Consider the following 13,544-nt stretch of genomic DNA (forward strand, 5'->3'; position numbering starts at 1 on the left):
AACAAAAGATTTAGAATAAAGACTTGTTAAATTCTGTGCCAACTTTAATAATGACTATAATAATAACCGTATTTCATGTTTTTATATAATTATAGAAAACGTAAAACCCTTTTAAAACCTAGTGTTATTAGGTAATAAAAGGGTTTAAAAAGAGTATTTAAAGAGTTTTTAAAAAGTGTAAAAAGAATATTTAAAGAGTTTTAAAAATAGGAGTAGCACCAGCGTCTAGTCGTCATCGCGCCACTCGCCACTGCTGTATTCTTTACCTATAGCTATTTTTACACCTACATTAAAGATAAGATTAGAGGCATTTAATTTTTTCAATAAATTGGGTTGTATAGGTGCGGTAGAACTGTCATCTCTATAAGAATAGGCGATAGGGTCACCTAGTGTTGTGTTGTACTGTGGCGAGAAGAATAGTTGCACACTGCGACGGAAATAGTAATTGAATCGCAAACCTCCTTCTAGATAAGCACTAGATGAGGACGAGTTCTCGCTGTCACTAGAAAATACTTGTGTATTACCTATACCTATTTGTGAGACGCTGTTCTCTGGACTGTTTAAAAAGGCAACTCCACCTTTTACAAAGGCATCAAATTGAAATCTGCCCTGAGTATAAGAATAGGTAGGACCTATGGCTATAGAAGTATTGGTCCAGTTGTTTGCCGTGGCTGCTGTACGATCGTCTGTCTGAAAATCTAGATAACCGAATTCATTGTACTGGTGTCTTAAAGAAATACCTAGTCCTAGATGCTTGTTAGTATAATACAGATATTCTGCTCCTATATTAAGTCCCGATCTAGCGACATCTCCATAATCTGAAAGAGGTTGTGTAACACCTAGATCTATGACTAGATTGTTTCTAGGGACTTCCCTTAAATGTACGGCATCTTTAAAGGGTTCTGTTTTAAGTGAGTCTACTTGTGCCACAGCAGTGGCAGCGACTAGTGATACTATTAATAGGCTGATCTTTTTCATGGTTTAAATATAAGAGTTATGTGGGTATTTAAGAATTCTTTAGTGCAGGATTAAGATATTTTTAGCGAGACGCTCAAGGATGTGTCTGTATCTTTAGATTAAATCAATAAAAAACAACGTTATGAGCGACAAGGAACTAGAAGGAAAATGGGATCAGACAAAAGGAAAAGCCAAAGAAGAATTCGGTAAACTCACTAACGATAAATCTACAGAGGCTGAAGGAAAGACTGATCAAATAAAAGGTAAAATAGAAGAAGGAATAGGTGAGGCTAAAAGGAAAATAAAAAATACCTTTGACGATAAATAATACAGCAATGGAAAAATTAACTGAAGCACAAGTAGAAAAGCATTTAGAGAACGTAGAAGGATGGGATTATTATGATGATGCGATCCACACTACCTTTGAATTTGACAATTTTATGGACTGCTTTTCTGTAATGACGCGCATCGCGCTAGAAGCAGAAAAAATGGAGCATCATCCAGACTGGCACAACACTTATGGTACCCTAGAGATTACTCTTAGTACTCATGATGTGAACGGTCTTACAGAAAATGACTTTAAACTTGCTGCTGCCATTGAGCACATAGTAGGTGATGAGTAAGGTATAACACCTTAAAAAATTAAAACTCCTTAATCGATCGTGATTAAGGAGTTTTTTTATGGGGTACTAAGTTTATAAGTATGGAATAATTAGTAAAACAATTGTTATTTTAGATTTAGGATAAAATAAAGTCCAACTGCAAGCATCGACATTTTTATAGTCATCAAAATGATGAAGCCATTTTTCTTCCCATTTATGAATAATAGGATTTTCTTGATCTAATAAATGGTATTTAGTCTCTAAAAAGACACTATTAATCTCTTTATTAGTCATACGAAGTGAACCATTTACCGTATACCAATCCAGAAAAGTACATGAATAGTGTGATTGATTGACAGTATCGATACTTTCTATATATTCTGATTTTTCAAAATAAGGGCTTGAAAAATAATTAGATTGATATCCTTTCTGTTTTCCTTCTAGATACAGGCAGTTAGAGCTAGCATTATATTTCCATCCAAGGAATTCCTGCTCAATTAAAAGGTTTCCTTTAATTTGATTTCTAATTAAATTTAATTCTTGGGACTCCATCTTATAAGCAAGCTCTTTACTGATAGCTTTTAGTAGATTTATTTTGCCTAATTCTTCGGTAGAAAATTTAGCGATATCCTCATCATTATTGTCAAAAGAAAAGAAGCAAATATCCATATCGTCTATTTGTTCTTTAAACAAATGATCTAACTTTTCAATATTTATCACCCACCGACACGTTTTACTTTAAAGCCTTTTTCTTTGAGCATTTCCATAATGCGATCGCGGTAATCACCCTGTATGATAATCTGGTCGTTTTTAAAACTACCGCCTACACCTAGCTGTGTTTTAAGTTCTTTGGCTAGAATTTTAAAGTCGGTAGTGGCGCCAGTATAACCAGCTATTACGGTATTTACTTTTCCTTTACGTTTTTCAAACTTACATTCTAAAGGATCTTCTTGTAACCAGATGTTGCTCTTTTCTGGTTTTTCTTCTTCTTTAAAATCGTGTTCTGGGAAAAGGTTTTTTAATTGATCGCTTAAATCCATAAGGGTACTTTATATAGCAAATTTAATAAGTAAATTCTATTTAAACAGTTCTATCTACACTATCATCAGTAATGTCAAAAACAGAACCTTTTTTATCTTGTAAGATAGAAACTCCTTTTTGTAACAATAAGTTATTAGGGTAGGTGATTAACTCGCCTTCATCGGTTTCTAATAAGGTGTAAAAACCTTTTATATCGCTTATTACTGCGGTAACTGGCAAGTCTTTATCATGTATGCGTATGCGATCTCCTATTCTATAAGGAAATGTAAAGTAAAGAATAAAACTGGCAGTTATGTTGCTCAAAATACTCCAGTTTGCAAAGAGTGCCACACCTACCACGGCAAATGTAGAACCTAGTGCGACAAAGAAGCCTTTTGTATTAAATCCCCATATGAGAATAATAGCAATTACACATATGGTCCAGATTATATAACCAGTATATCTTTTTAAATACTGCTTGCGCAATTCTGATCGATGAATTTTCTGAGATAGCTTTGCAGCACTCCATATAATCAACCGGTGAATTATAAACGTACCTATTAAGAAAGAAACGGTTAATATTACTTCTGGCTTTGAAAAATATTCTTTCATATTCCTAGACTATCTCTCAAAACAGCATCTTTGTTTGCGTTTTTACCCCAATAAGCAGATTTAATGGACTTCTTTAAAGTACCTGTAGAAACCATAGGTGTAGATCCATCTTTATAACGATCCATCCAGGATAGTATGCGGTAAGGAGATGTCTTTTCTGTTTTAAAAGCAATTGTTCTACCTAGATCTGTAAACTTAACACTGTATAAAAAGCCGTCTTCCATCTCGCTTAATTTTGCTACGGCGTCATATGGTTTAGTCTCCACATGTTTAAGTCTTAAAAATTCTGTACTAGGTATGATTTTAATTGCACCAGTAGGCATAGCCTGAGGATCTAGTCTTAACTGCGCAGCGATTTGATTTTCTGTCATGACGTTTTCTATCTCAAAATCATCATTTCCTTCACTTTGAAAATAGGAGTGAAGCATCACCTCATATTCATCACCATCTTGATTCATTTGCATATAAGTCTGTCCGCACCATTCTTGAATGCTACTGGCTACTTTAATAGCATTGTCTTTTTTATCTAGAGGTAAAAAAGTACTGCTCATAATGTGATAAGGATAGATACCAGTATTAAAATCACGAGTGGCATTGAATTTAAGAACAGGTCTGTTAGAGTCGTTTGCTTGGTCTGCCTTTACCTGGTCTTTTTTATCAAAAGATTCCGTTACAAAAATCATTACCGCAGTTCCTTCTCTCATCTCTCCATATCTAGCCTGACTAAGATCATAACTAGAAATCTCTGCTTCACCACTGTACCAATAATCCTTAAATTCTTGAGTAAGTTCTCTGTTTTCTAGAGTTTCTAGAGGGTCTTCACCTATAATAGTTTTTCCATTACTTTCTACATGGACCTTAGTATCACAAGAAAGTATAGTAAGAGCGACGGCACAAATTAAAAAATATTTCATAGCTATAATTTTATACAAATGTAATTTTTATGATTTTGATATGTATTATAAAATTCTCTAAACAAGGCAAATAAATAAGCAATAAATAGAAGAATCTAATGATTAGGCAGTTTTTACTTTCTCTTGCATCATTTTGATCTGATCTCTCAGTTTTGCAGCTTCCATAAAATCCAATTCTTTTGCCGCCTTTTCCATCATCTTACGAGTTTCTCTTATTTTCTTTTCTAGTTGTGCTTTAGAAAGGTATTCTGCTTCTTCCTCTGCCGCTTTAAGAGATAGCGTTTCTTCTATGGCATAGGTCGCAGCATTCTTGCGGTACAATGCTGTTTCTAGCTTTTTCTTTATCGCGGTAGGTTTTAAACCATTTGCCTCATTATATGCAATTTGCTTAGAACGACGGTATTCTGTCTGGTCTATGGTTTTTTGCATGCTCTCGGTAATTTTATCGGCATATAGAATAGCGAGTCCATTCACATTACGTGCTGCACGACCTATAGTTTGAGTAAGAGAACGTTGGTTACGTAAAAAACCTTCTTTATCTGCATCTAGAATAGCTACTAGAGATACTTCAGGTAAATCCAGTCCTTCTCTCAATAAGTTTACACCTATAAGGACATCAAAAACCCCACGACGCAAGTCAGATAATATCTCTACACGTTCTAATGTATCTACATCACTATGAATATAGCGACATCTTACATTAATGCGCGTTAGGTATTTGGTAAGTTCTTCGGCCATGCGTTTTGTAAGCGTTGTGATAAGAACACGTTCATCACGTTCTTCTCGCAATCTTATTTCTTCTACCAGGTCGTCTATTTGATTCTGGCTAGGACGTACTTCTATTATAGGATCTAATAAACCTGTAGGTCTTATAATTTGTTCTACGACTACACCATCACTTTGTGCCAATTCATAATCTGCAGGAGTAGCGCTTACATATACTACTTGATTTTGTAGAGCTTCAAATTCTTCAAATTTTAATGGACGGTTATCCATGGCTGCTGGTAATCTAAAACCATAATCGACTAGATTTTCTTTACGTGATCTATCACCACCATACATAGCGCCCACTTGTGGCACACTCACGTGACTCTCATCTATAATCATTAAATAATCATCTGGAAAGAAGTCTAATAAACAGAAAGGTCTCGTACCAGGTAAACGACCGTCTAGATAACGACTGTAGTTCTCAATACCAGAACAATAGCCTAGCTCTCTTATCATCTCTAGGTCAAATTCTGTACGTTCTTCTAGTCTTTTTGCTTCTAGAGGTTTTCCTATTTCTTTAAAATAGTCGGTCTGTTTTACCAGATCTTCTTGAATGGAATGTATGGCGCCTTGCAGTATGTCAGGAGAAGTCACAAACATGTTTGCCGGATAGATAGTAATTTGGTCAAATTTTTCAAGAACTCTACCATCTACAGGATTAAAACGTTCTATATCTTCTATCTCGTCTCCAAAAAAGTGGATTCTAAAACAAGTATCTGCATAACTAGGGTACACATCTAGTGTATCACCATTAATTCTAAAATTACCACGGTTAAACTCTGCAGTGGTTCTAGAATACAGCGACTGTACCAGTTTGTGCAACAATGCCGTTCTCGCAATAACCTCGTCTTTTTTTATTCTAACAACGTTTTTCTGGAATTCTACTGGGTTACCAATACCATAAAGACAAGAAACAGATGCCACAACTATAATGTCACGACGTCCAGAAAGTAGGGAAGAAGTAGTGCTTAATCGCATTTTTTCTATCTCTTCATTGATAGAAAGATCTTTCTCGATGTACGTACCACTAGAAGGAATAAAAGCCTCTGGCTGATAATAATCATAGTAGGATACAAAATATTCTACGGCATTATCTGGAAAAAAATCTTTAAACTCTGAATATAATTGAGCCGCCAGCGTTTTATTATGACATAAAACTAGGGTAGGTTTCCGTACTTCTTGAATCACGTTTGCAGCCGTAAACGTTTTACCACTACCGGTAACACCTAGTAGGGTTTGAAATTTCTCATTAGCCTCTATGCCTTCCACTAATTGTTTAATGGCTTGCGGTTGATCTCCCGTAGGAGAAAACTCTGATACAATATTAAAATCCATGAATTGTAAAAATAAGATTTTTGTAATTCCGCTTTCGCGAAAGCGAGGTTAAAATAACTACAATGATTAGTTTATCTTTTTAGAGAGAAATGTCCCTTAAAGCTGCGACCGTCGATAAGCTCCACACGATACCAGTAATCTGAACTAGGTAAAGGGTTGCCATTATAAGTTCCATCCCAACCAGGACCTACTGGGCTGAGTTGTTTGAGCAGTTTACCAAATCGATTAAAAATGAATATCTGTGCATCTGGCTCGGTGACTATAGCGGTTACCTGCCAGTAATCGTTAAAACCATCTTGATTAGGAGTGAAAAATGGTGGTGCTGCAATTATAGTCGCGGGCGCAGTTATTAAATCACAACCGTTTTTATCCCTTACATAAACGGTATAAAATCCAGGTAGTAAATCAGTAAAAACATTACTGTCTTGATAAAAGAAATTATCAATACTGTACTCAAAAGGACCGTCACCTATTGCCGTAATTTCTATACGGTTAGAACGTAAAGTGAATTGCTCTATCTCTACATCTATAATTTGCGTAAGTAAGTAGTTAGTAACCGTGGTAGAAGAGGTGTCGTCACAGCCATTACTATCGGTTGCAACAACCGTATAAACACCTTCTTCAGAGACGTTAATACTAGCTGTAGTCTCACCAGTATTCCATAAATAACTAGAAAATCCTGCTGTGGCAGTAATAGTCACTTGGTCAGAAATACATTTAAACAGATCTGGAGTGGTCTGGACAATAGGTTTAGGAAAAACCTCTATGTTTAAAGGTTGCACGTCATAACAGGTGATGAAATCGTTATTCTCTAAACGTACCCATAAAATCTCTTGAGGTAAATTGTTAATATAACTAGTATCCACTGGATTTACATCCATTTGAGCATCTAATTGAGAACTGTGAAAAGTGGTAGTAAGATTTCCCAATTGTGTGTTTTCTATGGTATTTACTAATGTGGATAGGTCAAATACCTCTATGAGATCTCTAGAAGAATCGTCACAAATAGTAAAGTCTTCTAAAACAGGAATACTAGGTTGTGATACAACTTGAAGATTAAAAGAAACGGTAGCGTCACAAGTAGTATTTGTATTATTTTCATATCGTATAAATATCTCTTCTCCATTTATAGTATTGTCATACGGCGAGTTGATGGGATTTTGATTAAGATCTGCATCATTTTGAGATAGAAAAAAGCTGTAGTTAAATAGGCTAGCATCCTGACTGCCTAAACCTTGAATAGCTGCTGCTTCTAGATCAAAAGACTCGGTACCATCGTTACTAAAATCGTCACACAAGATCAAATCATTTACTGTCGTAGGAACAGGTAGAGCTGCAATTCTCACTTGAAAAGGAGTGGTAACATAGCAACCATTTGAAACCTTATTATCGATACGGACATAATAATCTCCACTAGAAAGAATATCATTATCAGATAAAGCATTAAAATCTTCGTTTGCGTCTGCGATACTGGAATGAATGGTAACATCAAATGTGCTGAGACTTTGAGAGCCTATGGCTTGTGTTCTTACTGGTGTAAAATCTATGGGAGCAAAGTCGTCATTAGATATATCATCGCACAACTCTATATCGTTAACCGTTTGTATAACCGGAGTATCTACTATTATTACTGTTCTCGTAGCGTTAAAAACCTCTGCAGGTGTGGTGATAATTAGATTAACGGTATAACTGCCAGCTGTTGCATAAATATGTGTAGGGTTGATTTGTGTGGACGTATTATTAACTGCGCTAGCTGGATCACCAAAATCCCATAAAACAGAATTGTTAGGACAGGTAGCAATATCGTCTGCAATGAATTGAGTAGGAGCAGTGCTACAACCTTCTACTACCGAAAAAGAAGGATTAAAAAAGGCATTATAAAAAGGTGGTAGACCTTCATTTCCTGTGGTTCCTGGAGTTAAAGCAAGGCCATCGTAAACAAAATTGCTCGCAGCACCTATACTGTTAGGGTTATTAATTACCGCTAGCCATGGCTCTTCATCTCTAGTGTAATATATTTTTTTATCTGGTGCAATTTGTAGGGCGCCACGCATGGTGTCGTCCCTAGAGTCATTTATATTACTTTCATAAATAGTCACTGGGTTATCTTGAAAGTTAGCAGCAGTGGTATCGTATTGAAGTAGTAGTCTTTCTGCAGCTACTAATCCGTTTCCTAATGTGTTGAGATCTACATAGACTAGTCTAGAGTCTAGAGAGAATTCAGTTCCATAGGCTTGGTATCCTGCTGGGAAATTTAATCTAGTAGGATTAGTAACTCTTCCTGTAGCGTTATCAAAGTTAAAAAGCCAGGCACCAACACCAGATTCAAAAGTAATATTAGGATTTACATAATTTTGAGTCATCATAGCTACTTTACTACCATCTGGTGATACTCTTAAGTAACCACGCTTATCTGTAGTTCTAGTAGCAGTGCTTTGCGATAATACCGTTGCCGATAAGTCTATACCACTAGGAGTTAATTTAAATGCGTAAAACTGATCAAAACTACCGCTACCAGAAATACGCTCTGCATAGGTGACAATCCATGCGTCCAGACCATTTGAAGAAACAGCTGCAAATAATTTCTCTGATCCATCAGCTAATAAAGGAATGTTTTTTTGAGAAGCAATTACATCTCCAGATCCATTATCTAGATTCATATCTACAACAGAGTAATATAGACCTGTTCTTGAACTTCCAGCACTAAAATTGAGTATAGAGATGGTAAAGATGTAATAAAGGTCAGGACTATTGGGTAAAGGAATCACAATAGCAGACTGTGTACTGGATGGATCGCCAAACAATCCATTACCGTTAGGCATAACTGTATGATTGCTATTCCATACCGTAATACCGTCTGTATAGAATAATAGAGCACCACAAGCGTCTGATATGGCAGAGCAGCCTTCTATCGTATCCAATACACCAACATTGTTAGGAATGGCAGTACCGCCATTAAAATCAATACTTGCGTTAGATCCAAAGAACCACCAATTAGCCTGATTTTGAGAATAGCAAAGTGTCGTTATTAAAAGACTAATGAGAACAAGTAGTTTTTTCAACTTTATAATAATTAAACAGTTGGTGTATAGTAAAGTGAAAGATACAAAATCTTATTAGGTAGCATATTAAGCTCTAGTAAAATAATTACTAACAAAAAATGCTCACTTTTAAAAGTGAGCATTTAAGTAATGATGTAGTAAATTTATTAGATTTTTACTCTCCAGCCATGTTGATCTTCAGCACGGTTGTATTGTATATCTTTTAATGCACCCATTAATAAAGTTGCATAAGAACTTTCTAGTGTAGGAAGTTCAAATTTAAAGTCTTCATGTTTGTAACCTTTGATAGGTACAATTACAGCAGCTGTTCCAGTTCCAAAAATTTCTTTAAGGCTACCATCATTTGCAGCAGCAGTTAGTTCTTTTACAGACACTCTTCTTTCTTCAACGGTAATACCGTGGTCTTTTGCCATTTGCATAATGCTTCTACGCGTTACACCGTTAAGAATACGGTCATTGTTAGGAGCAGTGAGTAATTTGTCACCTATTCTTACAAAAATATTCATCGTACCAGCTTCTTCTAGATATTCATGAGAAGCAGCGTCTGTCCATATAATTTGTTGGTATCCTTCTTCTAGAGCAAGGTTGTTAGGATAGAAACTTGCTGCATAGTTACCAGCAGCCTTTGCATATCCCACACCACCGTCTGCAGCCCTAGAGAACTCTGAAGCGATTATAACACGCACATCACCTTTATAGTAAGCAAATGCAGGTGACATAATGATCATAAACTTATACTCTGTACCTGGTGCAGCAGCAACTCCGTTTTCACTAGCTATCATAAATGGTCTTAGGTATAAAGAAAGTCCTTCTCCATATCTTACCCATTCTTTATCTAGGTTTACAAGCTTTTTAAGCCCTTCCATGAATACCTCTTTAGGTACTTCTGGCATAGCAAGTCTCTTTGCACTTTCATTAAAACGTATCCAGTTATCTTCTGGTCTAAAAAGAAATACATCTCCATCACCATCTTTAAAGGCTTTCATACCTTCAAAAATAGCCTGACCGTAGTGAAATACTTTACAACTAGGCTCTACTTGAATAGGACCATAAGGTTTAATCTCAGCAGTATGCCATTCTCCATCGCGCCATGTACATTCCAGCATGTGGTCTGTAAAGGTTTTTCCAAAGGTTAAATTGCTAAAATCTATCGAGTTGATTTTAGATTCCTTTACCTTATCTATAACGATTTCGTGAGTCTTTGTCATGGTGGTTTTATTATTTTTGCAAATATACTTGAATAGTGCATCGATATTATGTCAATGAATTCTTAAATTTGTACTAATTGTAAACAATTTTATACAGATATCTGTATGATTTACTTAATTGTACGTTTAAGTATTTATAAAGATTTTTTTAAGTTGTCCTTATAAAGAAATTGAATTTTGATCTAATGGCTTGTATATTAGGTTGATAATCACAACCCAAACCTAACTGTTAAAACTATAACCACATGAAAAAGTTAATTATTGGAATTTTTGCATTGTCTCTATTAGTAGCATGTAAAGAACAAAAAAATGTAGAAGAAGACATGCCAGCTGTAAATGATGAGCAAGTTCAAGAAATGGCTTATCTCGATTATGGAGCAAAGATCACAGATAAAGATGTAATCGATACGATGGAGTTAAGAACCATTTATGATGGTATGACTGTAGGAGATACTACTGCTGTAAAGGTAAAAGGTATGATTGCAGACGTATGTGTAAAGAAGGGATGCTGGATTAAATTACCGGTAGGTGACCAGGCTGCGACAGTAAAATTTAAAGACTATAGTTTCTTTTTACCTAAAAATGGTAAAGGAAAAGAGGTGATCTTGAGTGGTAAGGCCTATAAGAACATCACACCAGTAGAAGAATTACGTCATTATGCTGAAGATGCTGGGAAATCTAAAGAAGAAATAGCAGCTATCACAGAAGAAGAAGTTACGTTAAGCTTTGTAGCAGATGGAGCACTTGTTGAGAAATTTGACAATCCAGATGTAGAAGAAGCAGCAAATACAGAAGAATAAATGAAACGTGAGATCATGACTACAGACGATGGATCAAAAACGATTCATATGCCCGATCTCAATGAACAATATCATTCTAGACATGGCGCCTTACAAGAGGCGCTTCATGTTTTTATAGATACTGGTTTAGAGCATTTTTTAGAGATCTCGCTTTCGCGAAAGCGTAATTTTCAACAAAATCCTATTAAGATTCTAGAATATGGTTTTGGAACTGGTCTTAATGCCATGGTCACTGCATTGCATGATTCTAAAACACCGATAGTGTATACAGCGGTAGAGGCATATCCAGTTAATGATGAAGAGGTAAAAGCCATGGACTATGGTAAATTACTAGGTAATGAAGAGATGTATGAAGATATACATCAATGCAGCTGGGAAGAACGTCATCAAATTAACAATCACTTTTCCTTAACAAAGCAGCAAAAAACTTTTGAGCATATAGCAGATCAAGATTCTTATGATTTGATCTATTTTGACGCCTTTGGACCTAGTACCCAACCAGAATTATGGACTGTAGAAATATTTACAGCCGCTTATAATGCTTTAAAAAGTAATGGAATTCTCACTACCTATTGTGCAGCAGGACAGGTGAGGCGCAACATGCAATCGGTAGGTTTTATAGTAGAACGTTTACCAGGACCGCCAGGAAAAAGAGAGATGTTAAGAGCTTCTAAGAGTCTATAATTCTAGTAGTAATTTATAAATCAACAATCATTTAGCAAATAGTTAGGGCAACAACTTCTTAAGTAGCTTTACATTTGCAAAAAATCATACATTTTTATGTCTAAAGAAGTAAGAGAACAAGAACCAAAGGTATTATGGAATCATTTTGCAGATTTAAATGCTGTACCGAGACCTTCTAAGAAGGAAGAGCGTGTACGTGCTTTTATGGTACATTTTGCAAAACAACATGACCTTATGGTTATGGAAGACGCTATAGGTAATGTGATCATTAAAAAAGCTGCTACTCCTGGTATGGAAGATCGCAAGAGTATCATCATGCAGTCGCATCTGGATATGGTACATCAAAAGAATAACGACACAGATTTTGATTTCTTAACAGAAGGAATAGACATGTTTGTAGATGGAGATATTATCAAAGCGCGTGGTACTACACTAGGTGCAGATAATGGTATAGGTGTCGCGGCAATTATGGCTGTACTTTCTTCTAGCGATATTGCACATCCTGCGATAGAGGCTTTGTTTACTATAGATGAAGAAACAGGAATGACCGGTGCTAAAGAATTAGATAAAAACATTCTTACTTCTAAAATATTATTAAATCTAGATACAGAAGAAGATGACGAGATAGACATAGGTTGTGCAGGTGGTGTAGACATTACTGCAACAAAGAGTTACTCTACTAGCGATGTAGATGCTTCTTACTTATCAAAGAAAATTACTGTAAAAGGTCTTAATGGTGGTCATAGTGGTATGGACATTATAAAAGGTTTAGGTAACGCAAATAAGATGATTGCGAGACTTCTAGATGCGATGCAAAAAAAGGGTGCTGTTCATTTTCAATCTATTAAAGGTGGTAGTTTGAGAAACGCTATTCCTAGAGAGGCAGTAACAGTAGTGAGTTTTTTAGAGAACGATTTAAACACAATGCTTAATGCATTTCAATCTTGTAAAGAAGCAATTCTAGACGAGTATAAATCTCTAGAAGCAAATATTACTATTTCTTTTGAAGACGCTCCTAATGCAGCTGTGTTAACTCAAGAAGATAGTCGCACACTAGTATATACACTATTAGGAATTCATAATGGTGTGTACCGCATGAGTCCAGATATAGACGGACTAGTAGAAACATCTAATAATCTAGCGCGTGTAACCTTAGAAGATTCAAAATTACAGATAGCCTGTCTTACAAGATCGTCTGTAGATAGTTCTAAGGAAGATCTTGCTAGTAGTATAGTTGCTGTAATGGAACTAGCACAAATGACGACTAAGCTATCTGGTCATTATCCAGGATGGCAGCCTAATGCAAACAGTGCGGTTTTAGATATCGCAAAAGCAAAATATAACGAGCTTTTTAATCATGAGCCTAGAGTAGTAGCCTGTCACGCAGGACTAGAATGTGGTCTTTTAGGAGAGCGTTACCCTGGTCTAGACATGATATCATTCGGTCCTAACATAAGAGGAGCACACAGTCCAGATGAGCGCGTAGAGATTAAATCTGTTCAAAAATTCTGGAAATTCCTTCTAGAAATTCTAAAAGAGATCCCAAAAGCATAATTTGCTTAGATAGTACTAAAAGCCCTTG

General features: G+C 35.9%; 13 protein-coding genes. 5 read left to right on the forward strand and 8 right to left on the reverse strand.

The features are described from left to right. Positions 1-225 precede the first annotated feature (225 nt). Positions 226-978, reverse strand: coding sequence for a hypothetical protein (locus ACJJVJ_RS01145; protein ID WP_104514767.1), 753 nt, complete (start codon positions 976-978; stop codon positions 226-228). 121 nt (positions 979-1,099) lie between these two features. Between ACJJVJ_RS01145 and ACJJVJ_RS01150 the strand changes: the two genes are divergently transcribed. Both ACJJVJ_RS01150 and ACJJVJ_RS01155 read left to right on the forward strand, forming a co-directional pair. Then, entirely contained in the window at positions 1,100-1,285 is a 186-nt protein-coding gene (locus tag ACJJVJ_RS01150) for a CsbD family protein (protein ID WP_405368367.1), read from the forward strand. 7 nt (positions 1,286-1,292) lie between these two features. Further along, the gene (locus ACJJVJ_RS01155; protein WP_104514769.1) at positions 1,293-1,580 is read left to right on the forward strand and encodes a 4a-hydroxytetrahydrobiopterin dehydratase; all 288 of its coding nucleotides are present in this window, start codon (positions 1,293-1,295) and stop codon (positions 1,578-1,580) included. 72 nt (positions 1,581-1,652) lie between these two features. On the opposite strand, the gene ACJJVJ_RS01160 is transcribed toward ACJJVJ_RS01155, so the two are convergent. The 7 genes from ACJJVJ_RS01160 to ACJJVJ_RS01190 form a co-directional block, all read right to left on the reverse strand. Then, positions 1,653-2,252, reverse strand: a complete 600-nt coding sequence (locus tag ACJJVJ_RS01160; RefSeq protein ID WP_405368369.1) for a hypothetical protein — start codon at positions 2,250-2,252, stop codon at positions 1,653-1,655. 23 nt (positions 2,253-2,275) lie between these two features. Further along, entirely contained in the window at positions 2,276-2,599 is a 324-nt protein-coding gene (locus ACJJVJ_RS01165) for a translation initiation factor (protein WP_405368371.1), read from the reverse strand. A gap of 40 nt (positions 2,600-2,639) precedes the next feature. Continuing rightward, on the reverse strand, positions 2,640-3,191 hold the full coding sequence (locus ACJJVJ_RS01170) for a mechanosensitive ion channel family protein (RefSeq protein ID WP_104514772.1): 552 nt from the start codon (positions 3,189-3,191) through the stop codon (positions 2,640-2,642). After that, positions 3,188-4,105 carry a septum formation inhibitor Maf gene (locus ACJJVJ_RS01175; RefSeq protein ID WP_405368373.1) on the reverse strand — a complete coding sequence of 306 codons (918 nt, stop codon included), beginning with the start codon at positions 4,103-4,105 and terminating at the stop codon, positions 3,188-3,190. The genes ACJJVJ_RS01170 and ACJJVJ_RS01175 overlap by 4 nt, the downstream gene beginning before the upstream one ends. A 102-nt stretch (positions 4,106-4,207) precedes the next feature. Then, entirely contained in the window at positions 4,208-6,208 is a 2,001-nt protein-coding gene (uvrB, locus tag ACJJVJ_RS01180) for an excinuclease ABC subunit UvrB (protein ID WP_104514773.1), read from the reverse strand. Between the two features lie 71 nt (positions 6,209-6,279). Continuing rightward, the gene (locus tag ACJJVJ_RS01185) at positions 6,280-9,270 is read right to left on the reverse strand and encodes a T9SS type B sorting domain-containing protein (protein ID WP_405368375.1); all 2,991 of its coding nucleotides are present in this window, start codon (positions 9,268-9,270) and stop codon (positions 6,280-6,282) included. A gap of 146 nt (positions 9,271-9,416) precedes the next feature. Next, positions 9,417-10,478 (reverse strand): branched-chain amino acid aminotransferase, encoded by a 1,062-nt coding sequence (locus ACJJVJ_RS01190; RefSeq protein WP_405368377.1) that lies wholly within the window; start codon positions 10,476-10,478, stop codon positions 9,417-9,419. 245 nt (positions 10,479-10,723) lie between these two features. Between ACJJVJ_RS01190 and ACJJVJ_RS01195 the strand changes: the two genes are divergently transcribed. The 3 genes from ACJJVJ_RS01195 (at position 10,724) to ACJJVJ_RS01205 (ending at position 13,516) form a co-directional block, all read left to right on the forward strand. Continuing rightward, positions 10,724-11,278 (forward strand): DUF4920 domain-containing protein, encoded by a 555-nt coding sequence (locus tag ACJJVJ_RS01195; protein ID WP_405368379.1) that lies wholly within the window; start codon positions 10,724-10,726, stop codon positions 11,276-11,278. Next, positions 11,279-11,962, forward strand: a complete 684-nt coding sequence (gene mnmD, locus ACJJVJ_RS01200; protein WP_405368380.1) for a tRNA (5-methylaminomethyl-2-thiouridine)(34)-methyltransferase MnmD — start codon at positions 11,279-11,281, stop codon at positions 11,960-11,962. A 96-nt stretch (positions 11,963-12,058) separates the two neighbouring features. Further along, positions 12,059-13,516, forward strand: coding sequence for an aminoacyl-histidine dipeptidase (locus ACJJVJ_RS01205; protein WP_405368382.1), 1,458 nt, complete (start codon positions 12,059-12,061; stop codon positions 13,514-13,516). Positions 13,517-13,544: the final 28 nt, after the last annotated feature.

The organism is Nonlabens sp. Asnod2-A12, assembly GCF_045063745.1.
In the GTDB taxonomy this organism is placed as follows: Bacteria; Bacteroidota; Bacteroidia; order Flavobacteriales; family Flavobacteriaceae; genus Nonlabens; species Nonlabens xylanidelens.